This is a genomic window from Spirillospora sp. NPDC046719 (assembly GCF_040645715.1).
In the GTDB taxonomy this organism is placed as follows: domain Bacteria; phylum Actinomycetota; class Actinomycetes; order Streptosporangiales; family Streptosporangiaceae; genus Spirillospora.
Genome location: NZ_JBEYYT010000125.1, coordinates 1 through 23,645 on the forward strand (window position 1 = coordinate 1; position 23,645 = coordinate 23,645).

Genomic DNA, 23,645 nt, shown 5'->3' on the forward strand with positions numbered 1-23,645 from the left:
GCTTGTGGCGCGTCGCCCTCTCGGTGGCCGCCACAAGCCAACGTCTCTCTAGTCCAGCCTCGCGAGCCTGTCCACGTAGCCGGTCCACCAGCGGCGCGCGTCGATGACCGCGGCCCGCTGCGCGGCGGGCAGGTCGGTACGGAGAAGCGCGTCCATCCGTTGCAGCACCGCGTCGGCCTCCCTGCGCAGCTCGGCGTGCAGCTCATCGGACTCCCCGGCCACCTCGCGCACGACGCGGGGGTCCGCCTGCGTGCTCGACGCCCCGGACGGGGGCCCGCCGAGCAGCCCGCCCCCCGCCTCAGCCGCTTCCGGCCGCGCTCCGGCGGTGACGAACTCGCCGGTGCTCACGGCTCGCGCGGCCGCCGCCGACGACCACCGGTTGGCCTCCCGCAACCGCTCCATGTGCCTTTCGATCATCTCTTCCAGCTCGGCCGGCAGTTCGGCGGAAGTGCTCTCGGACACGCTGACCCTTCAGCTCGCAGCCGTGCGCTCGTACCGCGGCCCGCTCCGGCCTGCGGCGGCTCGCCGTGACGTCGTCCACACCACCGGCGCGCCGTGATCGAATTCCGCCGGATCGGGGAGACCGTAAAAGAATGATCTTGGTGAATGGCGCCGGACGCACCACCGGACGGCACGGGCTTGGAATCGGCGTGAACGACTCCGCCGCCCCGCCCCAGTAAGCCCCCGAGCAAACCCCCGGTCACCCCTCACACGCATTAGCCGCCCGAGGTCGGCGAGGTCATAGCGCGAACGGGGCGGCCGGGGTTGCCCGGTCCGGCGGCCGAGCCTTCGGCTGGGGTCGGGTGGTCAGACGATCACGTCGGCGGTGGTGTGGGTACCGATTTCAGTGCCTCCCGCGGTGTAACGGAGGTAGCAGATCGGGAAGTCGGCACGGTCGCGCCTGGCACCCGTCAGATAGGTCGGTGCATCGCGGCCTGGAACGGCCGCGGCTTCGACGAGTTCGACGTCGAAGAAGTGCCACTCGTTGGTGTCGCGGTCTCGGGTCTTGGCGCACAGCCGCTCGTACTCGGTGAGCCAGGCCTGGGGATCGATGCCGAGGTTCGCCCGCCGTTGCGGGATCGCCGCGCGGATCGCCGTGGCCACCTTCGTGCGGGCCTCGTCCGGCGTCGCGGCGGTGACCGGATCGGCCGACGCCACCGACACCAACGCCAGGTCCAGGGTCTCGAGCGTCTGCTGGTAGGCGTAGACCAGGTCGTCGCAGTGCTCCAGCTCCGCGCGCCGGGAGAGATCCGCGATATCCGGGGGCATGTAAAGATAGACCCGGTTCTGCGAGGACTTCCCGAAGTCCGTCATGTAACTGCCGAGGCCGAAGGCCTCCTTTTTCTTGCGGTGACTCTCCAGGGTGACCAGATCGAGAGTGGTGTTGGTCTCGTAGACGCCGGCTTTCAGATACACCGCGTTGTTCGTGCCCGGGGACGCCCGCCTTCTGACCACGAGTTTCGCCTCGAACCGGTCGCCTTTCGGAGTGACGACGATCTCGTAGTCCGGGGCCTCGGCTCCCACAGGAGGGCTGGTGGAACCCGCGTCGCGGAGCCAGCCGCTAGCCGGATCCAGTTGTTCTGCCGTGAGAATGCCGGCGTGGTCGACCGGGTCAGGATTCTGCTTCAACGGCATGGAGAACCTCCCCCTCGTCCTTCTCCCTTGAAAGACTGCAAGAAGTAGAGCACGCGCGCCCTTTTGATCGCAATATGCCGGATTATGATCCATTCGGGCGCTGATGAAATGGTGGCCGCCCTGCCTCTGGTCCGGCGTCCATGCTCGTGGTAGGACGGCCCGCCGGGTGCCTAATGCGGTCATGCGAGCCTGCGGGATCCGGTCGACCTCCGAGCGCCTGGGGGCCGGTTGGGCGCCGGAGGGTGTCGCTTGCCGAGCGTCCGGTGGTACGAGCGCGGGGTATAGGGGGTGCGGCGGTCCCGCCGTGCCCGTTTTGCGGGTGAGTCGGGCAGGCCGCGGTGCCTGCCGACATAGCCGTTGTCGGCGAACTCCATGCTGACGAAGAGGACGAACATCCAGGCGGCGAAAATCGCTATGAGCGCGACGCCGGTGATGGCGAGCGCGAAGATCACAGGGCGTCCTCGATCTCGCGCTGTTCGGCCAGGGCCTCGCTCAGGGCGTCGAAGGTGTCTTCGACAAGGGTGGCGCAAAGGCCGTAATAGATCTCCTTCTCGGTGAGCGGGCGGCCGAGGCGCGTCGCGACGAAGCACTCCATGCCCTGCGGCCGGCGGATGTGCCAGGCGGGGTACTGCTCCTGAAGTCGTGCGCGTTGCTGCTCGTTCATGGACGGGGGCTTCCTGTGCTCGGTCCGGATTTCGTCGGACGAGCGTGACAGGCTGAAGTTACTCTCAGCTACGAACCGACTACCCCCTCGTCGGCACCCCGACTAGACGGCATGACACCCCCCAAGCAACCGTCCGACACCCTGGAGACACCCGATGGCACCCATGCGCGACGCCAACCCGTCCGTCCATCAGGAGATGTTCGTGTGCGAGCTGCGCGCCAGGCGCGAGGCGGTCAAGCTCTCCCGCAACAAGCTCGCCACGGCACTCGGTTGCACCCCGCAGTGGCTCGCCAAGGTCGAGACCTTCGAGAAACCACCCTCCGAAGGGCTCGCCGACGACCTCGACACCTACTTCCAGGCCGGTGGCATGTTCCGCCGCACCTGGGAGAAGCATGCTGAGGAGCGGAGGCGTGGCCTCATTCCTAGCGGGTTCCGGCCATTGGTCGAGGCGGAGCGAGACGTCTCTCAGTTGAGCATTTTCGCGCCGCTTGTCGTGCCAGGGTTGCTGCAGACGGAGGAACTCGCACGTCTGATTCTGGGTACGGAGCATCGGCGAGAGAAAACTGAAGAGTTGGTGGCGCTTCGCATGGAGCGGCAGACGATCCTTGAAAAGGTCGACCCGCCTTGGATTTTTCTGCTACTCCGAGAGGCTGTCATTCGCGACTTGCCTCCCAGGATACGAAAAGGGCAGTGCCGGCGTCTGCTTGAGGTCCTCGAAGAGTCGAATTTTTGTATCCAGATAATTCCTCGACGGTTTGCCGTAACACAGAGTAGCGGATTCCAGTTGCTGAGCTTTCCTGAAGGTGAAGACGTCGCTTATGTGGACGCGGCCTGCGGATATGGACAGATGATCAGAGAGCCCGCGGAGGTGCAGCGGGTGATCAAATCCTTTAATATGATCAGGGCGACCGCGTTGCCTTCGGATGAGTCCATGGCGCTCATCCGTGCGATCATGGAGGGTGTGTGAGCGCGTTGGACCTGTATGCCCGCTGGCGTAAGAGCAGTTATAGCGATGCGTCTGGCGGAGACTGCGTCGAGGTGGCTTCTTGGGTGAAGAGTTCGCGTAGCGGTTCCGAAGGGGGCACCTGCGTCGAGGCTGGCTCCTGGCAGAAGAGTACGCATAGCGACTCGTCGGGAGGGGCCTGTGTCGAGGTGGGAGAGATGACTTCGGGGGTGGCTCTGCGGGACTCGAAGGATCCGGAAGGGCCGAAGCTCGCGTTCGGGCGCGGGGCGTTCGGGGTACTGGTGAGCGACATTCGCGCGGGCCGATACGACAAGTAGACCTGGCCGAGGGCTGCACTTCGGACGGACCATCGAGCGGCTCTACGTCACCGCGTCCCGGGTCGGCCACGCGATCAAGAAGCAGGGCTTCCATCCGTCCGCACGCCGTCCGGCGCTGCGGAGGCCGTTGGTGGCCAACTGAAGGCCGTCGGCGCGAGGCAGGCGGTCATTGCCTGCTCGGGAGAGGGGCGTGGGGAGAACCATCTGATCGCCCAGCCTGGTCTACGTGCTCGTTCGTGACGCCCCGCTGGTCCGGTGGGTGTTCGTCTGGCGCAGGGGCATCTTGGGTTGCGGCGCCGCACGGTCGGACGTGTCGCCGACCGCATGAGCTTCGGCCCCTGCGCGCCGGGCGACCGGCTGGTTCGCCGGGCTCTGCCCTGCGGCTCAGTGGCGGTGGTCTCTCGGGTCTCTGACGCAGTCGGAACCTACGCTCATGACGATGCGGCTCGCGTCATGCAGGGCCTCGACCCTGAAACCGTAGCCGTAACCATAACGGTAATTCGCGGCGTAACCTGCGAGTTCCGTGATCGTCCTGCTGCCCGTCGCGGGCCGGAAAGAGGAGATCTTCCAACCGGACCGCTCCGCATAGGCCTTCAACCGCATGATCGTCGGCACTGCCCTGTCCGGCGAGATGCCGTCGATGGTGGAGAAGGACGCGATGTTGTACGGGCTGGATTCCCCGTCCTTGAAGTCCATGACATCGAACTGGTCGCAGGGGGCAGGTCCTCCGGTGGGCGCCGTGGCGGGTCTTCCGGCGTCCAGGACGTCAATGACCTTATAGAAGAAGGCGTCGAGCCCTTCCGACAGCTTCTTCTCGTCGGCGACTTTCAAGTGCTCCTCCTTATGGGGATGCGTGCATCCGAACGCGGCGGCGCAGACCAGCGCGAGAGCCGCGATGAAGGGCACGAGACGCCTCATGACGGAGGGCTTCCGGCCTGGAGGCCTACGTCTCCGTACCGTCCGGTGACCACGAGAGCCTGGTTGGCGAGGCTGTCGCTGCCGATGTCCCAGTACCCGCTGTGCCCGCGGGTGTCGGTCGTCATCACGTTTCCTCCGAACCGCCCGTCTCCGGGGGCGACTCCGTGGCCGCCGAGGACCGGTGCGGCGTAGGGCACCTGGTCGCCTGGAGCCGACTCGGACCAGAAGTGCCGCTGGTCGACATGCAGGTGCCTGACATTGTCGACACCCATTCCCGGACTGCCCACCGCGATCATGTCGTCGACCTTCAGCCCGTCACCGTGACTTGCCGCCTCGCCGATGAGGCGCGTGCCGTAACTGTGCCCGATCACGGTGATATGGCTGTGCACCCCGGCGTCGCCCTGCGTCTGCCGCAGCCCGTCCACGAATCCGTCGAAGGCCGGTGCGCCGTTCTTGGCGTACAGCGTCAGGCCCGCTTGGGGAGGACGCCGGCCGCCGTCTGGGATCTCCTTCTGGGATGCCGGCGAACGGACACGAGGACCGCCGCTGCGGGAGGCGTGTACGAGGACTGTTGCCGTGCGCGTTCGGCCCGGTGAAGGACGGGGTTCCTGGGGGAATCGCCGACCTGGCTCCGTGCCTGCCGCTCCTCTGGCCGCCTACACAGGCGACGGCGTTCCCGCTGGAACGGTCGGCCGGGCATTGTTGCAGGTAGGCGACGTGGCGACGTCATGTTCGGTGCGCACCAGTCGCTTGTGCGCGCGTCGACGGAGGAGGTGTTCCACTTGTTCCGCGCGCCGTGCGGGCGTCCGTCGGCGCGGGGCGGGCGGCAGGCTGGTCTACGTGCCCGGCGGGCGGTCAGCCGTTTCGGACGGCTTCGGCGACCTCGGCCGGCGAGGTCTGCCAGGGGGTGCCGTGGCCGGGCAGGACCCAGGACGCCTCCAGCCCCGCGAGCCGGTCGAGGGAGGCGAGCGCCTCGTCCGGGTCGTCGGTGAACGGCGCGGGCTGCGGGCCGGTGCGGCCGGTGAGGACGTGCCGGGTCGTCAGGGCGTCGCCGACGAAGACGGCGTCGGCGGCCGGGACGTGCACGCCCACGCTGCCGGGGGAGTGCCCCGGCATCCCGATGATCGCCGGGGCGCCGGGCAGGTCCAGGACGTCGCCGTCGCCGATCTCGGTGACCTCGGAGACGTAGCGGGTGCGCAGGCCGTTCTTGCTGATCGAGTACCCGAGGAACCCGAGCGTCGGGCCGACGCGCATCTTGCCGAACGGGGTCTTGGGCTTCTCGCCGGTCCGGGCGCGGGCGGCGTCGGCGGCGTGCACGTACACGGAGACGCCGTGCTCGCTGCGCAGCCGCTCGGCGAAGCCGATGTGGTCGGAGTCGCCGTGCGTCAGGATGAGCCCCCGGATGTCGTCGGCGGACTTGCCCAGGGTGCGGAGTTCGCGCTGGAGGTCGCGCCAGTGGCCGGGCAGGCCCGCGTCGATGAGCGTGATGCCCTCGGGGGTGTCGACCAGGTAGGAGGCGACGATGTCGTTGCCGAGGCGGTACAGGTTCGGTGCGAGGCGCATGGGATCTTCCGGGTTCTGGGATGCGGAGCGATACCGGTTAACCTAATTGGCCATCTGGCTACTGTCAATAGCTTTTGCGTGCGGAGCTCCGCGGGCTGCCAGGTCAAGAGGTGTCAGGCGTGCCCGCGACGGCGTGCGCGGTGGGCTTCGAGACCGAGCCTGACGAGGAGCAGCGGCATGAGGACCAGCAGGGCGGCGCCCATGACGATCAGGAGGACGCCGAGGACCCGGAGCTCGCCGGCGGAGTGGGTGGTGAAGCTCTCCGGATGCTCCGGGTCGTAGTGGACGGCGATCGTGTCGTCGACGTCGGCGTCGCCGCTCTCCCAGAACGAGCGGACCGTGCCGTCGGGCGCGGTGAAGCGGACTTCGATCCGCCTGATCCGGCTGCCGCCCTGCGGCCCGGACGTCTCCTGCTTCGCCGCGAGGACGGTCCCGCCGATCGTCCGGCCGGAGGCGCCGGACGTGTCGCCGAGCCTTCCGACGCCGCTGACGGCCATCCCGGCGCCGACGGCGGTGAGGAGAAGGGCGAAGACCGCGCAGAAAGCGAGGACCACCGTCCGTCCGGCGATCCCCGCCCGGCCGACGACGCGCGCGCCGAGCGGCACGCGATCATCGGCATCCACGCCTCCAGTGAATCACCGTGCCCACCGTGGGGCCAGGCCGGCGATGCCCGGAGGGGGCCGGGTTCAGATGTAGGCGTGCTGGGTGCGGACGTGCTCGCGGAGGGCGTGCAGCTCCAGCAGGGCCTCATGGCAGTGGTCGCAGACCCAGACCCCGCTCGGCACGGTGATCTTCCGCTTTGCCGCGTCGTCGCGCGCGCACGCCAGCTGGTAGGCCTGGACGACCCGTCGCCACGTCCTCCGAAACGCCGATCGCATCCCGCTCCCTCCAAGCGCCGATGGAACGACGCCCAGAATAGGCGAGCGGAAACGTAAAACTTCCGTGAGCTGGGTAAAGTCTCCGAGCATGCCCGTGCCCCGACCCCTTGGGCCGGGGACGGGGCGCGGCACGGAGTGCCGGGATCACTGTCCGATCTTGACGCCCGGCTCGCCGTAGCGGTACTCCAGCGGACGGCTGGCGCGGCGTCCCGGAATGTTCTGGCCTCCCCGGAACGCGAAGAGCGGCAGGATCGTCCGTCCGAAGCTGTTCTCGAGCATCAGCGCGGCCGCCGTGTAGACGGCTATCGCCGCGGCGATGACGAACAGCCAGCCTCCGACGCGGAGGGGCCAGGTGGAGCCGGCCCAGAATCCGGCGGCGGTGAAGCCCGCCCCTGCGGCGAGGGGCCACAGGACCGCGGACATGGCGAGGTTCTTGCCCATCGCGGCCAGCGCGCAGCATCCGGTGATCACGCAGAGCGCGATGAACCAGAAGGCGAAGCCCTGGTTGACCGCTCCGATCCGTGGTGCCAGTGCCAGTGGATAGGCGCCCACGGCGACGAGCAGGAACAGCAGGCCCCAGCCGATCCAGAACGCGCCCCACATGCCGTGTACGGCGGTGGCGAGGCCGTCCCGGGCCCGGTAGGACCACATGCCCGCGAGGAACTGTGCCAGCCCCCCGAAGGTGAGCACGAACGGGAAGAGCACGAGCGGCGTGAGCGCCGTGCCGTACCAGTTCGCCTGCCAGGCGCCGACCATCATGAACGCGCCGGCGAGCCCGAAGAGGCCCAGGATCGACGGCGCCGCGATCGGCGTCAGGGAGACCCGCGTACGGTCCTCCCAGAGAGCGAACTGCTCGCGTTCCATCGCACCTTCCCTCGGTGCGGCGGAAGCGGCCGGCACGCCTCGGCCCGCGGGCATGTCGTGCGCGGGCATGTCGTGCTCGTGGCCGGGCATGTCGCGCCCGGGGCCCGTCATCGGCGTGCCCTCGCCGGGAGCCGGCGAGTCCCTTCCAGTGGACCTTCTGCGATCCCTCATGACATCTCCTCCCCCATAGGAGAATCTCCCTCAACGACTTGTAACCGGCATTCAGGGGGCGAAACGCACAAAACGGGCAAAGGTGACGCCGGGCGGCTCCGTTCACATACCTGCGGCGCCCAGGGGCAGAAGATTCCGTGTGACAGGGGTGCCAGGGGACGCGGACATCAGGCCGGGATCCCGTGATCGCGCAGAGGGCCCACGGTGAGCCCCGCGTCCCGGCACACCGCCACCACGTTCGGCAGCGCCCCCAGCGACGACTTCCACGCCCCCGGCGCGGACGTGACGTCGCTGTCGTGCAGCAGCAGCGTCGCCCCGCCCGCGATGCCGGGCGAGAGCGTCGCCAGCACCGACTCGGGCGTCGCGGACGCCGTCCAGTCCCGTCCCCACGCCGACCACAGGATCGGCCGCAGCCCGTTGCGGCGCGCCGCCAGCAGCGCCTCGGCGCTCAGCGCCCCGTACGGCGGCCGGTACCAGCGGGGCCGCACGCCGCACACCGCCTCGATGGTCCGGACCGTCCCGGCGATCTCCGCCGACACCCGCCCCGGCCGCGTGACCAGGGCGTTGTCGTGGTTCCAGCCGTGCACGCCGAGCTCGTGCCCCTCGGCCGCGATGCGCCGCCCGACGTCCGGGTGGCGGCGCAGCATCGAGCCGAGCACGAAGAACGTCGCGCGGCAGCCGAGCCGGGCCAGCTCGTCGAGGAACAGCGGGGTGGACGCGCCGTCCGGGCCGTCGTCCAGCGTCAGCGCGACATGGTCCGGGAAGCCGCGGCCGGCGATCCGGGGCGTCCAGCGGCGGACCGGCGCCAGCCAGGTCGCCGCGGGCAGGGCGTGCGCCGTCAGCACCGCGGCGAGCCCGGCGACGGGCCCGGCGACCGCGGCGGGGACGTGGCGCGCCCGGAAATCTGTGTGCACATGACCATCTTGCACAGGGGGGTCCCATCTAATGGGCAAGCGACTCTTAATTCTCACAGCGGGCATGGGGGCGGGTCACGACGCGGTCGCCGGCGAGCTCGAACGGCGGCTCGCCCCGCACGGGGTCGAGGTGTCCGTGGTGGACGTGCTGGACCTCGTGCCGCTGCGCCTAGGACACGCCCTGCGCCGCGCCTACGCGGGGGCGATCCGATCCGCGCCGTGGCTCTACGCCGCGGTCTACCGGGCGTTCTTCGTCTCCCGGCGGCCCGGGCCGCTGCGCCCGCCGCCGCCCTCGCCGCTGACCGCGCTCATCGCCGCGCGGCTCCAGCGGCGCGTCCGGGAACTGCCGCCGGACGCGGTCGTGTCGACCTTCCACGTCGCCGCGCAGGCCGCCGGTCGGCTGCGCCGGGCCGGGGGACTGGACGCGCCGTCCCTGGTGCTGGTCACCGACTTCGCCGTCCACCGGATGTGGCTGCATCCCGGCAACGACCGGTACCTGTGCCCGGACAAGGCGGCGGCGCGGGCGGTGACGGCCGCGACGGGACGTCCCGCGACCATGTGCGCGCCGCTCGTGCCGCCCGAGTTCCACCGCCCCGGCGTCCGCGACGGCCGCGACGGCCGCGACGGCCGCGACGGTCGCGAGCGTCTGCGCAGGGCTTCCGGGGCGGGCCCGGACGAGCCGGTCGTGCTGATCTCGGCGGGCGCGTGGGGCGTCGGGCGGGTGGTGGAGGCCGCCGGAGTGCTGTCGGCGTCCGGACGGTACCGGCCGGTCGTGCTGTGCGGCCGGAACGGGCACCTGCGCCGCCGCATCCTCAGCACCGGGCTGGCTCCCGCCCTCGGCTGGCGCGACGACGTCGCGGATCTGATGGCGGGCGCGTACGCGCTGGTCGACAACGCCGCCGGGATGACGTGCCGGGAGGCGTTCGCCTGCGGGCTGCCGGTGATCTCCTACCGGCCCATCCCGGGCCATGGGCGGGACGGGGCGCTGGCCATGGCGCGCGGCGGCCTCAGCGTCTACGCGCACTCGCCCGCCGAGCTGGTCGAGGCGCTGGACCGGCTGGAGGACGGCGCGCTGCGCCGCACCCGCGCCGCGCGGGTCGACGCGCTGTTCAGCGCCGAGTCCGCGGAGCGCACCGTGTGTGCGGCGCTCGGCTGACGGTGTGCTGCTCGTGCAGCACCGGGGAGCGGGCGATTCCGATGCTGCCGACCAGGATCAGCGCGATCCCGGCGAGCTCCAGCGCGACCCAGCCGCCGGTGCGGATGTGCTCGTCGAACAGGAACACGCCCAGGCAGATGCTCGCGACCGGGTCGGTCACCGTGAGCGCGGGCTGCACCACCACCAGCGTGCCGCTGGCCAGCGCCATCTGCAGCAGGATCAGGCTGGCGACGCCCGTCGCCACCATCGCGTACAGCTCCCAGGACGTGAAGGCGGCGCCGAGCCCCGAGTCGGTGATCGTCTGCGTGGCCGTCTTCATGTAGGCGGCGGTCAGCGCGAACCCCAGCGACGTCGTCACGCCCAGCAGGACGGCGCGCAGCGGGCCGCTGACGATCCAGGCGGCCGCGATCAGCCCGGCGGCGAGGCCCGCCGTCACGCCGGTGGCGATGGCCCAGCCGAGGGCGCCGGGACGGCCCGGCCCCTCCGACGGCGAGGCGGCGGTGAGCAGCGCCGCGAGCCCGGCGGTGAGCGCGCCGACCGCCGCCCACGGCACGTTGCGGAAGGCTCCGGGCACCAGCCAGCCGAGCAGAAGCATCGTGAACGGCAGCTCCGCCGCCAGCAGCGGCTGGACCAGCGCCAGCCCGGCCCGGTCCAGCGCGGCGGCCTGGAGCAGGAACGCGGCGATGAGCGCGGCGATCCCGCCGAGCCACTCCGGCCGGCGCAGCAGGTCGAGGATCAGCGACGGCCGGAACGTGTGCTCATCCGGCGCGCCCTTGGCGACCTGCCGCTGGAGCACGGAGGCCAGGGCGTTGGCGGCGGCGGCGAGGACCGCGAACAGCACCGAGAGCATCAGCACTCCACCCCGTTCTTCCGCGCGTCCGCCCGGTCGCCCGGCTTGCCGAGGTAGGGCGACCGGCCGAGGACGACGATCCCGGCGACCATGGCGGCGAGCCCGACCGCCTCCAGCGCCAGGCTGCCGATCGACACCCGGAGTCGCTCGTCGAAGATCACGATGCTCAGCGCGATGCCGGTCAGCGGCTCGGCCGCCGTCGTCGCGGGCAGCGAGATCCGCAGCGGCGCCGCGTCGAACGCGCTCTGCGAGAACAGCAGCGCGGTCGCCCCGATCAGCACCAGGCTGTAGGGCTGCCAGTCGCGGGCCGCCTGCCAGATCCCGTGGTCGAACAGCAGCAGGACGCTGCGGGTCAGCGCGTCCTGCAGGCCGTACAGCAGCCCGGCCGCGCAGGCCAGGGTGATCGCGCGGACCCGCAGGTCGCGGTGCTGGCCGGCGATCGTCAGCAGGCCGACCAGGCCGAGCACCACCGCGCCGGCGAGCCAGCGCGGGGACAGGGTGCTCGGCTCGGCGCCGCCGTGCGGCTCCCCGATCGTCAGGAACAGCGCGACGCCGGCGGTGAACAGGATCGCGCCCTGCCACTCCGCGCGGCCGAGCCGCTCCCGGTAGATCAGGTGCGCGGCGACCAGCGCGAAGATCAGGTTGCTCGCCAGCAGCGGCTCGACCTCGGCGATGTCGGCCAGGTTCAGCGCCACCGCGAACAGCACCTGCCCGACGATCATCGTGCCGATGCCGGCCAGCCAGAGCCGGCTGCGCAGCAGGTGCAGCAGCAGCCGCGGGTGCAGCATCTCCTCCAGCGGCTCCCGGTAGGCGGCATGCTGCTGGGCGACGAAGCCGAGTCCGGTGAACGCGGCCGCCACCACGGCGAAGATCATCCCGAGAAGGCTCATAACGGTCGGGCGATCCGCGCCCGGCGCCTCCGGGCCGCGAAAGATCGCGATGACCCCCTACCCACGCTGGCCTGCCCGAATCGGCCCCCGGAGCCGGTCCCGGAGCTACTCGCGCGCTGCTCGGGGGTTGCTTTGCGGGCTGCGCGCGGGGCTGCTCGGGGGCCGTTCCGGGCGAGGGGGCGGGGCCGGAAAAGGGGGACGGTCCGCCGCCGCGGCCCCCGGCGGCGGACCGCGTCTCTCAGCGGTGCTCGTCGATATGAGCGAGCTTGTCCGGATTGGTGACCGCGTAGATGCCGCGGATCCGGTCGCCGTCCGGGTCGAGGTCGAGGACCATCACCCCGAACGGCGCGTCGTCGTCGTCGAACAGCACCGCGGACGGGTCGCCGTTGACGGTGCGGTACCGGATCTCCAGCGGCCACCGCTCCCGCCCGGTCCCGCCCGTGATCGTCCGGGCGACCCGGTCGGCGCCCTGGATCGGGCGCAGCGCCGACGGCCGCGCCTTGCCGCCCCCGTCGGTCCACAGCGTCACGTCCGGCGCCAGCAGCCGCATCAGGTCCTCGATGTCGCCGCCCAGCGCCGCCCGCAGGAACCGCTCGGTCACCTGCCGCTGCACCTTCGGGTCGGCCTGGTAGCGGGGACGGCGCGCGTGCACGTGCTCGCGGGCCCGGTGCGCCAGCTGCCGGACGGCCGACGGGCTGCGGTCCAGGATCCCCGCGATCTCCGTGTGCGGATACCCGAACACCTCGTGCAGGACGAAGACGGCCCGCTCCAGCGGCGTCAGCGTCTCCAGCACGACCAGCAGCGCCATCGACACCGCCTCGGTCCGCTCCGCCGAGTCCTCCGTGCCCGCGTCGCTGACCAGCGGCTCGGGCAGCCACGGCCCCACGTACGTCTCGCGGCGGCGGCTGATCAGCGCCTGCCGGGCCAGGGCCGTGTTCACCGCGATCCGCACCAGGTACGCCCGCGGGTTCCCGATCTCCTCCGCGGCGCCGTCGCCGTGCCTGGCCGCCCAGGCCAGCCACGCGTCCTGCAGCACGTCCTCGGTGTCCGCGACGCTCCCGAGCATGTTGTAGACGACCGAGAACAGCAGCTCCCGGTGATCGGCGAACACCCGCGTCGCGGTGTCCTCGGCGGTGCCATCGGGCATGGGTCGACCTCCTGTGCGCTCGCCCCCTAGAGGGGCCGCACCCCCGAAAGTGTGACATCAACGCCCGGATTGTGACGTGGACCTCATCCCGGCCGTCCGGTGTCACATTCGCCGCCCCGCCGCCCCTCTTTGCTGGCGAGACCGGGTCAATCCCGGCAGGACACTAGGGGGCCAACCCATGAGCCGCACCACGCGACCGAGCACGCGGACGCCATCCGGCCCGCGCGACCGGATCGACGTCTCGTTCATGTACGCCGTCCACGACGCCTTCCAGCGCGACCTCGACCGGCTCATCGCCATGGCCGAGGCCGGGGACGTCCCCGGCCCCGCGCTCCGCGCCGGCTGGGACCGCTTCAGCACCTTCCTGCACGTCCACCACACCGCCGAGGACACGCACCTGTGGCCCGTCCTGAAGGACCGGGTCGCCGACACCGCCGTCCTCGAACAGATGGAGGCCGAGCACAACGCCCTCGACGGGCTGCTGGAAGGCGTCGACACCGCGATCAAGACGTCCTCGCCCGCCGAGGTGCTCGCCGCGCGCGCGGCGGAACTCGCGCAGGGCCTCACCGCGCACTGCGACCACGAGGAGGAGCTCGCGCTCCCGCTCGTCCAGAAGCTGATGACCAAGAAGGAATGGGACGCGTTCGGCGCCGAGCAGCGCAGCAAGCTCGGCATGAGCGGCGCCGCGAGCTTCTTCCCCTGGCTGCTCGACGGCGCCGAGGACGAGACGCGCCGCAAGGTCCTCGGCATCGTCCCGCCGCCCGTCCGGCTGCTCTACCGGGCCGTCTGGCGGCCCCGCTACGAACGCGCGCCCCGCTGGCAGACGCCGGCGAGCGCCTGAGACCTGGAGACATGACCATGGCGACAACGGACGCCCGGCCGTCCTTTCTCGCGACCGGACGCGGCAAGATCACCCTGACGCTGCTGTGCGCGATCGCGTTCCTGGACTTCATCGACGCCTCGATCGTCAACGTGGCACTGCCCGCGATGCGCAAGGACCTGGACTTCTCCGTCCAGGACCTGCAGTGGGTGCCGTCCGGATACCTGCTCACCTACGGCGGGTTCATGCTGCTCGGCGGACGCCTCGCCGACCTGCTCGGCCGCCGCCGCATCGTCGTCGCGGGGACCGTCCTGTTCTCGCTGTCGTCGGTGACCGGCGGCCTCGCACAGACGTCCGGGATGCTGGTCGGCGCCCGGTTCGCGCAGGGCATCGGCGCGGCGCTGATGCTGCCCGGCACCCTGTCGATCCTCACCACGACGTTCAAGGAGGGCGGCGACCGCGGCAAGGCGCTCGGCGTGTGGGGCGGCGTCGCCGGCGGCGCGTCCGCCGCCGGCGTCCTGCTCGGCGGGCTGCTCACCGACGGCCCCGGCTGGCGCTGGGTGATGCTGGTGAACGTGCCCGTCTGCGTGATCGTCATCGCGGGACTGTTCCTGCTGGTCGAGGGCGACCGGCGCAGCGCGCGGCTCGCCGACTTCGACTTCCTCGGCGCCGTCCTCGTCACCGCCGGGATGCTGCTGCTCGTCTACACGATCGTCAAGGCGCCGGACGTCGGCTGGGGCGCGGCCCGCACCGTCGGCGGCCTCGCCGGCGCCGCGGTGATCCTGCTGGCGTTCCTGCTCAACGAGCAGCGCGGCGGCAACCCGCTGCTGCCCCTGTCGATCTTCCGGATCCGCGGGCTCGGCGCCGCCGACGTCGCGATGCTGGTGGCCGTCGCCGGGATCGGCTCGATGTTCTTCTTCCTCAGCCTCTACATGGAGAACGTCCTCGGCTACTCGCCGATGAAGACCGGCTCCGCGTACCTGCCGCTCTGCTTCGGCGTCGGCATCGCCGCCGGGATCTCCTCGCAGCTGCTGGCCCGGATCGGCACCCGTCCCGTGATGGTCGCCGGGCTGCTGCTCGCGGGCGGCGGCGTCTACTGGCTGTCCCGCATCCCGGTGGACGGGAAGTACCTCACCGACCTGCTGCCCGGCCTCATGGTCGCCTCCCTCGGGCTCGGCCTGGCGTTCGTGTCCATCACCACGGCCGCCAACGCCAACGTCGCTCCGGACCGGGCGGGCATCGCCGCCGCGCTGCTCAACGCCTCGCAGCAGCTCGGCGGCGCGCTCGGCCTCGCGATCTTCTCCGCGCTGGCCACCGCCCGCACCCACGACCTGGTCGCCGACCGCAGGCCGATGCCGGACGCGCTGACCGGCGGGTTCTCCCGCGCCCTGCTCGCCTGCAGCATCTTCCTCGCCGCCGCCGCGGTCGTCGCGCTGCGGGCCGCCAACACCCGCGGCGAGGCGGAGCAGCCGCTGGAGGACGCGCCGTCCGACCCCGTCCCGGTCAGGTAGCGGCCGGCTCCCGCGCCTTCGGGGCGCGGATCAGGAAGGTGCCGGCCAGCACCACCAGGCCGGACAGCATCAGCACGAACTGGGCCGGGACCATGCCGAGCGGCCGCCCGCCGGCCTCCTTCAGGAGGTCGGCGGCGCCGCCCGCCAGCAGCGCCGCCAGCGCCAGCCCGAACCGCAGCACCGCGTGGAACGCGGTCAGCGCCAGGTTCCGGTCCACCCCGCCCAGGCTCTCCTGCAGGTACGTGATCCCGCCGACCAGCGCGCTCGTCGCCGCCGCGCCGAACAGCACCGCCCCGGCGAACGACCACGGCTTGGACGCCAGCCCGCCCATCGACGCGATCACCACCCCCTGCACCGCCGTCGCCACCCGGACCTGCGTCAGCAGGCTCCCCGTCTTGCGGTGCAGGAGCAGCAGCCCCACCACCGCCCCCACCCCGAAGCACACCACCAGCGCCCCGAACCCGATCTGCCCCGCGTTGATCACACCCTTCACGAACACCACGCCCAGCGAGAACAGCGCCCCCAGCCCCAGCGCCACCACCGCGATCCCCGGCAGCACGGCCCGCACCACCCGCAGCTTCAGCCCGTTGACGAAGCCGTGCTTCTCGCCCGCCTCCCGCTCGTCCCGCTCCATCGCCGCCTTCTCGCCCGGACCCGGCCCGAGGTCCGGGATCCCGCGCACCGCCAGCCACGACGCCAGGTACGTCAGCGCGTCCAGCCAGAACACCAGCACGTACCGCCAGTGGCCGCCCCACCCGGCCTGCTCCGATATCCACAGGATCAGCCCGAACATCCCCGCGCCGAACGGGATCATCCCGTACGACGTCGCCATCGTGATCCCGTTCGCCAGCTCCAGCGTCCCGGTGTCGTGGTCGTCCTTCCCCTCCTCCCGGCCCTCCCCGATCAGGAACGGGATCGCCGCGTCCCGGGCCGGCAGGAACATCAGCCCCACGACCTCGATCATGAACGCCCAGAAGTACACCCACCACAGCCCCGGAACCACCGGCAGCGCCGCCGCCATCCCCACCCTGACCAGGTCGGACGTCAGCATCACGCTGCGCCGGCGCCAGCGCGTCACCACCCGCGCCGCCACCGGGGCGCCCAGCGCCGACGGCAGCAGCCGCAGCACCAGCACCCCGCCGACCGCCGTCGTCGACCCGCTCAGCTCCAGCACGAAGTACATGAGCGCGAGCGTGCCCATCCAGTCGCCGAGCGCCGACACCGTCTGGCCGACGATCAGCCGCCGGAAGTCCCGCCGGGTCAGCTGCTCCTTGAACGCCATACGGTTCCCGTCCACGGGGTCCGGTTCCGGGGGACATCGCCGACGGGACGATCACGGATCGGGCCGTCGTCCAGCAGCGCCGCGAGCCGGGCCGCGGCGGCGTCCCAGCTCCATCCTCCGCACACCCACTCCCGCCCGGCCGCGCCCATCGCGGCCGCGCGTCCAGGCTCCGCCAGCAGCCGATGCAGCACGAGCGCCAGCTCGTCCGGGCCCTCCGCGTCGACCAGCACGCCCGTCCGCCCGTCCACCAACGCCTCCGGACTGCCGCCCGATCGCCCCACCACGACCGGCACGCCCGCCGCGGACGCCTCCAGGACCGACAGCCCGAGCCCCTCCGTCTGCAACCCGCGCCTGGCGTCCCGGCACGGCAGCGCGAACACGTCGGCGGCCGCGTAGTAGTACGGCAGGTCCGCCGCCGACACCGTCCCGGCCAGCGTGACCGTCCCGGCCGCCCGCCGCGCCGCCTCGGCGAGCCGCGCCCGCATCGGCCCGTCGCCGACGATCACCAACCGCGCGTCCGGCCTTCTGCGAACCACGTCCCGCCACGCGCGCAGCAGCACGTCATGCCCCTTCCTCCGCACCAGCCGCGCCACGCTCAACACCACCGGCCCTTTCCCCAGCCCGTGCCGCCACCGGACCCGCGACCCGTCCAGCCCAGGCCGGAACCGTGCCGTGTCCACCGCGCCCGCCATCTGCACGAGCCGCGTCCGGTCACCGACCGCCTCCCTCAATCCCGGGAGCGTCGCCGGGCTGAGATAGGTGAGCGCGTCGAACGACCGAACCGCCGCCCGCAGCGCCGCCCGCGTCGGCGGCGCCCGGAACCACCCCAGCTCCTGCCCGTGCGTCGACCCGATCAACCGCCCCACCCCCGCGGCCCGCACCAGCGGCGCGTAGAGCCCGAACGGCGCCACCGCCGTGATCCACACCGCGTCGATCCCATACCTCTCGACGAGCCGCCGCAGCCCCCGGACCAGCAGGTACCCCCGCCGCCGCACGACCGGAAAGCCCACCCCCGCATCGAAGCCCGCCGCCCCCGCCCGCGCCGGCGCGACCACCACCACCCGGTCGGCGGGCAGCCGCCGCACCAGCTCCCAGGTGAACGTCTGAACCCCACCGGACTCCGGCGGAAAGTGCCCGCTGAGGACCAGAGTCCGCGCTATCTCCATGCCCACCCGATTTCCCGCCCAGCCGCCCCCCAACCAACCCCTGTCCGCGAGCCCCTCCGGCCGTACCGACCACCACCCACCGCCCCAACTCCCAAAGCACAACCTCAAGGCCCGCCTTTCCCACGCGCGGACCCTGCGTGCATCCAACGCGTCCACGACCCGTAGACCCGACCTCACCATCTCCGAATACGAGAACGGCCTCAGCGGTCTCGAAACTCGTGCAGATTGCCCAGTGCCTCTCTTGCCAGGCTGGTGACGTTCGTCGCCACATCCGGAACAAGTGAAGGAGTCGATCTGTTCGCTCCGGGTAAGTAAGAGATCGTGAACTCGATGTTCGCGTCCCGGACGTAGACGTCTATCGAACCGTTAGCAGGGGACGGCGCGGACGAGTAGAGGTCGCCGCCCGTGACGAACGCCTCGCTGCCGAGCCCACGCAGTTCCCGGCAGACCGTGCCCCGGCAGGTCGAACGACCGAACTTGAAATCCCTGGCCGCAGCGGACGTGCCACCGTTCTTTCGGGAATGAAAGACTTCCGCCAGCCTCAGAGAGGGACCTGGCAGACTACTGCCCCAGGAGCACACCCACTGCCTGTCGCCGGGACGGACGTCCGGCGGCCGCGACGGATGAGAAATCGCCCCGACACCTATGTACCTCTGCAGCGACGAGGTGCCGATCAGTTTGCAAGCATCGACTATGCGCGGATACATCCGATCAGCCTGGCCGGAGGCCGAGCTGCACCCGCCTGCCACCAGCAGGATGAGACAGACGGCAATCCCAGATGCCCTCATGCCGGTTTCCATGCGTGCAGCTCGAGCAACCCATCTGCTGGCTTGGGTGGCGGCGCGATGCCGTTGATGTTCGCCAATGCCACGCTCAGTGCCTTCATATAGCTCTTATTCGCCTCAATGGCGGATATGATCAGATTGGTGACATTATCCGCGAACTCGGAGAGCAGAGACGTGAAGTGGCTCAGTACCAGGGCGAGCGAAGCGCCGTCGGTCGGCCCGGCCGCTGCCACGGCCAAGACCGCTTTCCAGTCGCTGAGGAGACCGCCACCGAAGTCTAGCAAACTCTGGGCGCATTTTGAGATGAACGTTATGCCATCTCGATATGCATCCAGCACGGCTGAGTACATCTGGCTGGTCGCGTCCAAGGCGCCCTGGAGGTAGGCGACATTGTTGGTGATCTTTGTCTTGGCGTCGATCGCGTAGGTGTTGAATCCGTTCGCGGCGCCGCCGGTCCATCGGGACTGAACCTGGCTTTGTGCTCGCGACATCCCCTCAAATGAGGCGCTCATGGATCGAATGGCGTTCTCCCATTCGGTCACGGCGCGTTGGATGTTGCCCGGATGTCCTACCATATCACGCACCATATCCAGTGCGTCCAGCGCCTTGCGGTGGTTGGTGATCTCGGCGGCCTTCCTCACGGTGGCGGCATCGCTATGCGGGAAAGGGGCCGGCTCGTCCAGTGTCGTCATTTGAGTATATCCCGAAGTATTTTGATGCTCTTGTGCTCTGCATGACCGTAATTCCTGGCCACGAGATCCAAGGAATAGGCCATCAGGTCGAGGTTCGCGACGCCCTGATCCAGCAGTTGCCACGCGTGGTCGACGCCTGCGTTGTACTTCGAGATGACCCCTGCCTTCTTTCCTATTATCCCCAGGTCATCTGGAGCCAGCTTTGCATTCGCCAGAGTCCTCGTTATGTCTGACCAGCTCTTGCTGGCCGAAACGATATACGTTGAAGCCTCGTGAAGGGACTCACGCTGCACGCTGTACTGATCTGTCAATATCTCGACCCTTCTAAGGGGAGAGTGGGGCGGTCATTTTGGATCGGCCCTAGGCGGTACCCAGGGCTGCACGGGCCGCTTGCTCAGCCTGATTTATGGCCCTCAGTAGGTTTTTCTCGAATTCTTCTGCGCTACATCTCCTCATCTGCGTCGGATCCAGGTCTATTCTCTGAAGTCGCCCTAAGGTATCGACCTCGACGATCCCCAGGCCACCTCCGATCGTAGTCGTGAAGCTGCGATGAGATTTCTGTCGAGCCCTGGCTGCAACTCTTCTGGTCTCGTTCTGGAGGGAATCGACCAAATTTCCCAGCGCCCGCACATTATCGGCTACCTCGTCACCGGCAGACATGATCTCCAATCATCTCAAGCCATCTTGAAATTCTGTCAGCCAATCGCTGGACGCCTTGGTGCGGGCTTGTTCGATGGCTGCGATTATATGCGAAGAGACTATTCTCGACTGCTCTTTCCGCAGCATGCGATGCGACACGCCCATGCTGAGCAGACCGCCATTTCCGTCGACGGCAACCCGCACCTCCTTGTTTCTGCTCTCCCCGACATATCTTCGTGAGGACGCTTTTTCGGCAAGGTCGGCTATTTGTTTCAGATGCACGTTTCCGTAGTTCTGGACGTCCTTGACGTTTGATAAATCCCCGCCGGACGCAGGAGAGGTCGACGATGGGATTGGTGTCTCCTCTTGTGGTTTTACAAAGAGCTCTCTTTTGAATATTGCCGCCTGAGTATGCCTGTCCAATTGAGGCTCAAGGTATCGATCCTCGCGAGCCATACTGTCCGAATCGACGTCGATTCGGACGCGTTGGCGTCGAGCGGCAGCCCTCCTGCGGTCCTCGATTTCCTCGGACGTGCGAGGGGCATTCGATATGCTGACGTTCAGTTGGTCTCTCAAATTCTTGTCATTCTCGCTCACGGAGTTCACCTCGTTTTCCTAACCGTCCAGTCGGCGGGCTCTCTCAAACGGAAGATCTGTGTCGACGTCGATAGAGGCCTAGTGTGGTGAGCAGTGCGACGCCCGTCGGCAGAGCGATCGCTGCGAAGATCGCATACTTACCTGCCTTCCGGGTTCCTTTTTCTGTGGTTGCTTCTCTTCGGGGTGCAGGGGACGGTAGAGAGGGCCTCGGTTTAGCTGCCTGCCGGGCAAAAGATGCGTACACGGGGTTGGGTGCGGTCTCCGGGACTTCGGCAGTCAAGGCCTTTTGGGGGATGAGAGCGCCGAAGCCGGTCTTCTGATCCCAGCCCCTGGGGCCCACGTCTCGCGCTGTGGCCAGCATGCGCTGCACGATCTCGCGCCCTGACATGCGGGGGAAGTGAGACCTCATCAGAGCTGCCACTCCCGACGTGAGTGCTGCAGCCGAACTGGTGCCGTTGATTCTTGGAGTAAAAACTCCTGCCATGCCTATTGACCCGACAGAAACGCCGGGCGCGGCAAGCATGACACTGGTTCCTGGAGTCGACTTATCCCACGGAGAAAGATAGGCGTCGACCCCTCCCACGGTGAGGACTCCCGGGCAGTTGGCGGGGGCGCCTATCGTGAGGTCCTCCGGCTCGTTGCCTGCGCCCGCGATGAGCACGACGTCATGCTGGATGGCGTAGTGCACCGCAGAGCGTATGCCGTCTGGGCATCTGTCCGCCGGTATGGCGATCGACATGTTGATGACTTTCGCGCCGTTATCCACAGCATAACGAATATCTGCGGCGAAACTGAAGTTCGAAGTGACGACGGGGAGGATGTGGCTTTTTGGGGCAATGCCTACCATTCCGTCACTTGAACCTTGGGCTGCAATCAGCGCGGCCATGCCGGTTCCGTGTCCGCCCTTTTTCCTGTCCGTGTCCACGCGGCCGTCGCCGTTCGGTGACGTGTCACCTCCACTGCCTGGAAGGACCACGCTCTTCAGTCCTGAGAGCCGTGCCTCCACGCCTGTGTCGATCAGGCCTACGGTTACCCCTTCACCTTGGGTAAGCGGCCACACTTTCTTTGCTATCTGCCACGCATTGAACCACCACTCCTCGGGGTGCGGCCTCGGCGCAGCCTGTGCTGGTGGGCAGTTAGAGGCAAGAAGACCGAGGGCAAGAGCCCCGGCCGTGATGCCTCTCACCCATAGAGTCCTTCGCGCATGTGGGTCAACCGCCATATCGGGTGTCCCCGGGATCTTGATTGGGCTTACCGATGACTGGCGGAGCGACGGCCGTCTCGTCTCTCCACAGGTCGTCGTCCTCGGTGAGGAAGATGTCCCTTGATTTCTCGCTGATCCTGCCGCCGGTACCGGCCGCTCCCATGGGAAAACCGGTGCCGACGGCTCCGGGGCCAGTCTTGGACATCGGCATACTAGTGGCCTCCGCGCCGGGTCGTAGGACTCCATTGCGCAGGACGTCACTTGCCGGGACTCGTCTCGGTTCGCTCGAAGTGCCGAAGGGGCCCAGCGGCTCCTCGCTCACGGCTCCCAGTCCTTTGAAGCCAGTACCGCCGAGGACCCCGCGGGGCATCGCACGGTTCGCTCCCAAGGGGCCGCCTCCATGCGGTTCTGGGTCCGTCAACTGAGGAAGACGCGATCGACCGCCCAGTTGTCGGCCCGGAACCGGACGGGGCGGCTGGCCTTCACCGGCTGGGGGCAAAGGCGCGTCACTTCCGATGCCAGGGAAAAGCAGACTTGGACCCCGCACGTCGGTCGTGGGCGCCGTCGGGAACGGTGATCCAGGCGCGCCTCCTGGTTGTCCGCCGAGGTGAAGGGGCGAGCCTTCCAGGTCGGACGGGTTGTGCGCGGGCGGTACCCATGGCCCGGGAGGGGAGGCTCCCGTTTCTGCGGGCGGTCTTCCTAAGGTCTTCGGGCTCGAAGGGCTTGTGGAACTAGTGGGCGCGTGCGGTGTCGTAGCACTGCCTCCGGGCTCGGACCCTGCAGTGCCTGGGAAGGGAATACCTGTGCCCGGAGCACCGCCGCCGTTTTCAGCTCCCCCGCCCCTTCCGACTGCTCCACCCGGTGTTCCCGAGCCCGGGCCGCCTCCACTGTAGGGAGCCTGGTTGATGCCGTCAGGAAGGCCCAGGGCCAGGGTGGACGGGATCTGGTCGAAAGCGGAGGCGAGGGTGGCATTGGTCTTCGCCAAGGCTTCCTGGGCCGCCTTGTTGTCGGCGGGTGAGGCCGCAGCCTCTCCGAGAAGACCTGGCGTCAGGGCTGCAGGGCCGGACGGTGGCGGGATCTTCGGCGGGTTTCGCAGCGCGGCGGCGCCGCTTGACATGGCCGTGCCGAACTGGACGCTCGCCTTGGCGAGCGTGCCGGCGTTCTCGGTCAGCTGCTTGATCTCGGACGTGCCGGCCTGCTGTGCGTCCCCGTCCCAGACCTGGTTCAGACGTTTGGTGTGCTGGCCGAGGCGCTGTTCGAGGTCCTGGAGGGCGCTTTGCAGATTGGTGTACGCCTGCTGGAGCCCTTCGAGGTCGGCCGGTTTGGCGTTCGCGAAGAAGGTCTTGATGGTCAGGTAGTCGTACTGGGCCGGGTCACCGTGGCCGAGGGAGCCGGACCGGATGCCACGCTCGTACGGATGGAGGGTCAAAGCCGCCGGCCTCCTGTCGGTTCAACGGTCGCTCGATACGGTGTCGCGGCTACCAAGGAGCCACGTTCGTCGGCGTCGGGGTCTGAGAAGCCGCCTTCGCTCCTTCTTCTGCCTTGCCGTAGGTCTTCGCGGAATTCTCGACCTGGCCCGCTATCGCCTTGGCAACCTGCACGTATTGGTCGAGGACGTCGAGCATGTTCGTGTGAGCCGTGTTGACTTTGGACGCTAGTTGTTGCGCTACGTCCCAGTCGCCTACCTCGTGAACTTGGATCTTGAGGGCTTGGACGGCCTGTTCCACGGCCTTGATGTCGTTGCGCATCTCGTCGGCGACTTTGAGGAGCTCGCGGCGGTGCACCTCGTACTTGCCGGCGCCTCGGGAGGAGCGGACGGGGACCGGTGGCTGAGGAACGGGTTGCTGGGTTGGGGGAGTGGCGGGCGCGGCGGCATGAGGAGCGCCGTGAGGGTAGAGGAGTTGGTTGAGATCGTTGGTGGTGGGGTCTTGGGGAGGCATGGGCGGACGTCCTTACCGGTGTGAGGTCAGCCGCCCCACATGGCGGTGTTCTGGCGTTCGGCGCCGAGGTGGATGTCG

Annotated in this window: 28 protein-coding genes; 5 read left to right on the forward strand and 23 right to left on the reverse strand. The window is 69.2% G+C overall.

What is annotated here, in order from left to right:
* Positions 1–48: 48 nt before the first annotated feature.
* From ABZ914_RS22055 to ABZ914_RS22070, 4 genes are all read right to left on the reverse strand, one after another.
* Positions 49–462 (reverse strand): hypothetical protein, encoded by a 414-nt coding sequence (locus ABZ914_RS22055; protein WP_500195246.1) that lies wholly within the window; start codon positions 460–462, stop codon positions 49–51.
* A gap of 345 nt (positions 463–807) precedes the next feature.
* Positions 808–1,635 (reverse strand): hypothetical protein, encoded by an 828-nt coding sequence (locus ABZ914_RS22060; RefSeq protein WP_500195248.1) that lies wholly within the window; start codon positions 1,633–1,635, stop codon positions 808–810.
* Positions 1,636–1,814: 179 nt separating this feature from the next.
* Positions 1,815–2,087, reverse strand: a complete 273-nt coding sequence (locus ABZ914_RS22065) for a hypothetical protein (RefSeq protein WP_500195249.1) — start codon at positions 2,085–2,087, stop codon at positions 1,815–1,817.
* A complete protein-coding gene (locus tag ABZ914_RS22070; protein ID WP_500195251.1) occupies positions 2,084–2,299 on the reverse strand; it encodes a hypothetical protein in 216 nt (71 codons plus the stop codon). Before ABZ914_RS22070 ends, ABZ914_RS22065 begins: the two co-directional genes overlap by 4 nt.
* 163 nt (positions 2,300–2,462) lie before the next feature.
* Here ABZ914_RS22070 and ABZ914_RS22075 point away from each other — a divergent pair, with 163 nt between their 5' ends.
* The gene (locus tag ABZ914_RS22075; protein WP_500195252.1) at positions 2,463–3,266 is read left to right on the forward strand and encodes a helix-turn-helix domain-containing protein; all 804 of its coding nucleotides are present in this window, start codon (positions 2,463–2,465) and stop codon (positions 3,264–3,266) included.
* Entirely contained in the window at positions 3,263–3,580 is a 318-nt protein-coding gene (locus tag ABZ914_RS22080; protein ID WP_500195253.1) for a DUF397 domain-containing protein, read from the forward strand. The genes ABZ914_RS22075 and ABZ914_RS22080 overlap by 4 nt, the downstream gene beginning before the upstream one ends.
* A 384-nt stretch (positions 3,581–3,964) precedes the next feature.
* Here the strand turns inward: ABZ914_RS22080 and ABZ914_RS22085 are convergent, their stop codons facing one another.
* The 7 genes from ABZ914_RS22085 to ABZ914_RS22115 form a co-directional block, all read right to left on the reverse strand.
* Positions 3,965–4,486, reverse strand: a complete 522-nt coding sequence (locus tag ABZ914_RS22085; protein ID WP_500195255.1) for a hypothetical protein — start codon at positions 4,484–4,486, stop codon at positions 3,965–3,967.
* Positions 4,487–4,494: 8 nt separating this feature from the next.
* Positions 4,495–5,004 carry an alpha/beta hydrolase gene (locus tag ABZ914_RS22090; protein WP_500195293.1) on the reverse strand — a complete coding sequence of 170 codons (510 nt, stop codon included), beginning with the start codon at positions 5,002–5,004 and terminating at the stop codon, positions 4,495–4,497.
* A gap of 349 nt (positions 5,005–5,353) precedes the next feature.
* Entirely contained in the window at positions 5,354–6,061 is a 708-nt protein-coding gene (locus ABZ914_RS22095) for an MBL fold metallo-hydrolase (protein ID WP_500195257.1), read from the reverse strand.
* A gap of 113 nt (positions 6,062–6,174) precedes the next feature.
* On the reverse strand, positions 6,175–6,684 hold the full coding sequence (locus tag ABZ914_RS22100; RefSeq protein WP_500195259.1) for a DUF3592 domain-containing protein: 510 nt from the start codon (positions 6,682–6,684) through the stop codon (positions 6,175–6,177).
* A gap of 63 nt (positions 6,685–6,747) precedes the next feature.
* On the reverse strand, positions 6,748–6,939 hold the full coding sequence (locus ABZ914_RS22105; protein WP_190858286.1) for a hypothetical protein: 192 nt from the start codon (positions 6,937–6,939) through the stop codon (positions 6,748–6,750).
* Between the two features lie 144 nt (positions 6,940–7,083).
* Complete coding sequence (locus ABZ914_RS22110) at positions 7,084–7,803, reverse strand: acetate uptake transporter family protein (protein WP_500195261.1); 720 nt, start codon at positions 7,801–7,803, stop codon at positions 7,084–7,086.
* A gap of 338 nt (positions 7,804–8,141) precedes the next feature.
* Positions 8,142–8,888 (reverse strand): polysaccharide deacetylase family protein, encoded by a 747-nt coding sequence (locus ABZ914_RS22115; protein WP_500195263.1) that lies wholly within the window; start codon positions 8,886–8,888, stop codon positions 8,142–8,144.
* Between the two features lie 64 nt (positions 8,889–8,952).
* On the opposite strand from ABZ914_RS22115, the gene ABZ914_RS22120 reads away from it, so the two are divergent.
* Positions 8,953–10,044 (forward strand): MGDG synthase family glycosyltransferase, encoded by a 1,092-nt coding sequence (locus ABZ914_RS22120; protein WP_500195264.1) that lies wholly within the window; start codon positions 8,953–8,955, stop codon positions 10,042–10,044.
* Here the strand turns inward: ABZ914_RS22120 and ABZ914_RS22125 are convergent.
* The 3 genes from ABZ914_RS22125 to sigJ all read right to left on the reverse strand — a co-directional run bounded on the left by ABZ914_RS22125 (position 9,998) and on the right by sigJ (position 12,931).
* Positions 9,998–10,894 carry a DMT family transporter gene (locus tag ABZ914_RS22125; protein ID WP_500195266.1) on the reverse strand — a complete coding sequence of 299 codons (897 nt, stop codon included), beginning with the start codon at positions 10,892–10,894 and terminating at the stop codon, positions 9,998–10,000. The genes ABZ914_RS22120 and ABZ914_RS22125 overlap by 47 nt on opposite strands.
* Positions 10,894–11,769, reverse strand: a complete 876-nt coding sequence (locus ABZ914_RS22130) for a DMT family transporter (RefSeq protein ID WP_500195268.1) — start codon at positions 11,767–11,769, stop codon at positions 10,894–10,896. Before ABZ914_RS22130 ends, ABZ914_RS22125 begins: the two co-directional genes overlap by 1 nt.
* A 253-nt stretch (positions 11,770–12,022) precedes the next feature.
* Positions 12,023–12,931, reverse strand: a complete 909-nt coding sequence (gene sigJ, locus ABZ914_RS22135; protein ID WP_433149228.1) for an RNA polymerase sigma factor SigJ — start codon at positions 12,929–12,931, stop codon at positions 12,023–12,025.
* A 178-nt stretch (positions 12,932–13,109) separates the two neighbouring features.
* Between sigJ and ABZ914_RS22140 the strand changes: the two genes are divergently transcribed.
* Positions 13,110–13,772, forward strand: coding sequence for a hemerythrin domain-containing protein (locus ABZ914_RS22140; RefSeq protein WP_500195271.1), 663 nt, complete (start codon positions 13,110–13,112; stop codon positions 13,770–13,772).
* Between the two features lie 11 nt (positions 13,773–13,783).
* Positions 13,784–15,262 carry an MFS transporter gene (locus tag ABZ914_RS22145; RefSeq protein ID WP_500195273.1) on the forward strand — a complete coding sequence of 493 codons (1,479 nt, stop codon included), beginning with the start codon at positions 13,784–13,786 and terminating at the stop codon, positions 15,260–15,262.
* Here ABZ914_RS22145 and ABZ914_RS22150 read toward each other — a convergent pair.
* From ABZ914_RS22150 to ABZ914_RS22190, 9 genes are all read right to left on the reverse strand, one after another.
* Positions 15,255–16,559, reverse strand: a complete 1,305-nt coding sequence (locus ABZ914_RS22150; protein WP_500195275.1) for an MFS transporter — start codon at positions 16,557–16,559, stop codon at positions 15,255–15,257. The genes ABZ914_RS22145 and ABZ914_RS22150 overlap by 8 nt on opposite strands.
* Positions 16,523–17,710, reverse strand: coding sequence for a glycosyltransferase family 4 protein (locus ABZ914_RS22155; protein ID WP_500195277.1), 1,188 nt, complete (start codon positions 17,708–17,710; stop codon positions 16,523–16,525). Before ABZ914_RS22155 ends, ABZ914_RS22150 begins: the two co-directional genes overlap by 37 nt.
* A 200-nt stretch (positions 17,711–17,910) precedes the next feature.
* Positions 17,911–18,510 (reverse strand): hypothetical protein, encoded by a 600-nt coding sequence (locus ABZ914_RS22160; RefSeq protein WP_500195279.1) that lies wholly within the window; start codon positions 18,508–18,510, stop codon positions 17,911–17,913.
* Positions 18,495–19,187 carry a WXG100 family type VII secretion target gene (locus ABZ914_RS22165; protein ID WP_500195280.1) on the reverse strand — a complete coding sequence of 231 codons (693 nt, stop codon included), beginning with the start codon at positions 19,185–19,187 and terminating at the stop codon, positions 18,495–18,497. Before ABZ914_RS22165 ends, ABZ914_RS22160 begins: the two co-directional genes overlap by 16 nt.
* Complete coding sequence (locus ABZ914_RS22170) at positions 19,184–19,480, reverse strand: hypothetical protein (protein WP_500195283.1); 297 nt, start codon at positions 19,478–19,480, stop codon at positions 19,184–19,186. The genes ABZ914_RS22165 and ABZ914_RS22170 overlap by 4 nt, the downstream gene beginning before the upstream one ends.
* A 67-nt stretch (positions 19,481–19,547) precedes the next feature.
* The gene (locus ABZ914_RS22175; protein WP_500195284.1) at positions 19,548–19,847 is read right to left on the reverse strand and encodes a YbaB/EbfC family nucleoid-associated protein; all 300 of its coding nucleotides are present in this window, start codon (positions 19,845–19,847) and stop codon (positions 19,548–19,550) included.
* A gap of 9 nt (positions 19,848–19,856) precedes the next feature.
* Positions 19,857–20,423 carry a YbaB/EbfC family nucleoid-associated protein gene (locus ABZ914_RS22180; protein WP_500195286.1) on the reverse strand — a complete coding sequence of 189 codons (567 nt, stop codon included), beginning with the start codon at positions 20,421–20,423 and terminating at the stop codon, positions 19,857–19,859.
* 43 nt (positions 20,424–20,466) lie between these two features.
* A complete protein-coding gene (locus tag ABZ914_RS22185) occupies positions 20,467–21,609 on the reverse strand; it encodes a S8 family serine peptidase (RefSeq protein ID WP_500195287.1) in 1,143 nt (380 codons plus the stop codon).
* 1,496 nt (positions 21,610–23,105) lie between these two features.
* Positions 23,106–23,567, reverse strand: coding sequence for a DUF2563 family protein (locus ABZ914_RS22190; RefSeq protein WP_500195289.1), 462 nt, complete (start codon positions 23,565–23,567; stop codon positions 23,106–23,108).
* Positions 23,568–23,645: the final 78 nt, after the last annotated feature.

Bases quoted from the DNA above. Each gene is read 5' to 3' on its own strand.
- ABZ914_RS22060 (WP_500195248.1), bottom strand. From the start codon at position 1,635: ATGCCGTTGAAGCAGAATCCTGACCCGGTCGACCACGCCGGCATTCTC.
- ABZ914_RS22165 (WP_500195280.1), bottom strand. From the start codon at position 19,187: ATGACGACACTGGACGAGCCGGCCCCTTTCCCGCATAGCGATGCCGCC.
- ABZ914_RS22190 (WP_500195289.1), bottom strand. From the start codon at position 23,567: ATGCCTCCCCAAGACCCCACCACCAACGATCTCAACCAACTCCTCTAC.
- ABZ914_RS22175 (WP_500195284.1), bottom strand. From the start codon at position 19,847: ATGTCTGCCGGTGACGAGGTAGCCGATAATGTGCGGGCGCTGGGAAAT.
- ABZ914_RS22125 (WP_500195266.1), bottom strand. From the start codon at position 10,894: ATGCTCTCGGTGCTGTTCGCGGTCCTCGCCGCCGCCGCCAACGCCCTG.
- ABZ914_RS22070 (WP_500195251.1), bottom strand. From the start codon at position 2,299: ATGAACGAGCAGCAACGCGCACGACTTCAGGAGCAGTACCCCGCCTGG.
- ABZ914_RS22155 (WP_500195277.1), bottom strand. From the start codon at position 17,710: ATGGAGATAGCGCGGACTCTGGTCCTCAGCGGGCACTTTCCGCCGGAG.
- ABZ914_RS22140 (WP_500195271.1), top strand. From the start codon at position 13,110: ATGAGCCGCACCACGCGACCGAGCACGCGGACGCCATCCGGCCCGCGC.
- sigJ (WP_433149228.1), bottom strand. From the start codon at position 12,931: ATGCCCGATGGCACCGCCGAGGACACCGCGACGCGGGTGTTCGCCGAT.
- ABZ914_RS22130 (WP_500195268.1), bottom strand. From the start codon at position 11,769: ATGATCTTCGCCGTGGTGGCGGCCGCGTTCACCGGACTCGGCTTCGTC.
- ABZ914_RS22120 (WP_500195264.1), top strand. From the start codon at position 8,953: ATGGGGGCGGGTCACGACGCGGTCGCCGGCGAGCTCGAACGGCGGCTC.
- ABZ914_RS22105 (WP_190858286.1), bottom strand. From the start codon at position 6,939: ATGCGATCGGCGTTTCGGAGGACGTGGCGACGGGTCGTCCAGGCCTAC.
- ABZ914_RS22075 (WP_500195252.1), top strand. From the start codon at position 2,463: ATGCGCGACGCCAACCCGTCCGTCCATCAGGAGATGTTCGTGTGCGAG.
- ABZ914_RS22145 (WP_500195273.1), top strand. From the start codon at position 13,784: ATGACCATGGCGACAACGGACGCCCGGCCGTCCTTTCTCGCGACCGGA.
- ABZ914_RS22095 (WP_500195257.1), bottom strand. From the start codon at position 6,061: ATGCGCCTCGCACCGAACCTGTACCGCCTCGGCAACGACATCGTCGCC.
- ABZ914_RS22160 (WP_500195279.1), bottom strand. From the start codon at position 18,510: ATGGAAACCGGCATGAGGGCATCTGGGATTGCCGTCTGTCTCATCCTG.
- ABZ914_RS22110 (WP_500195261.1), bottom strand. From the start codon at position 7,803: ATGGAACGCGAGCAGTTCGCTCTCTGGGAGGACCGTACGCGGGTCTCC.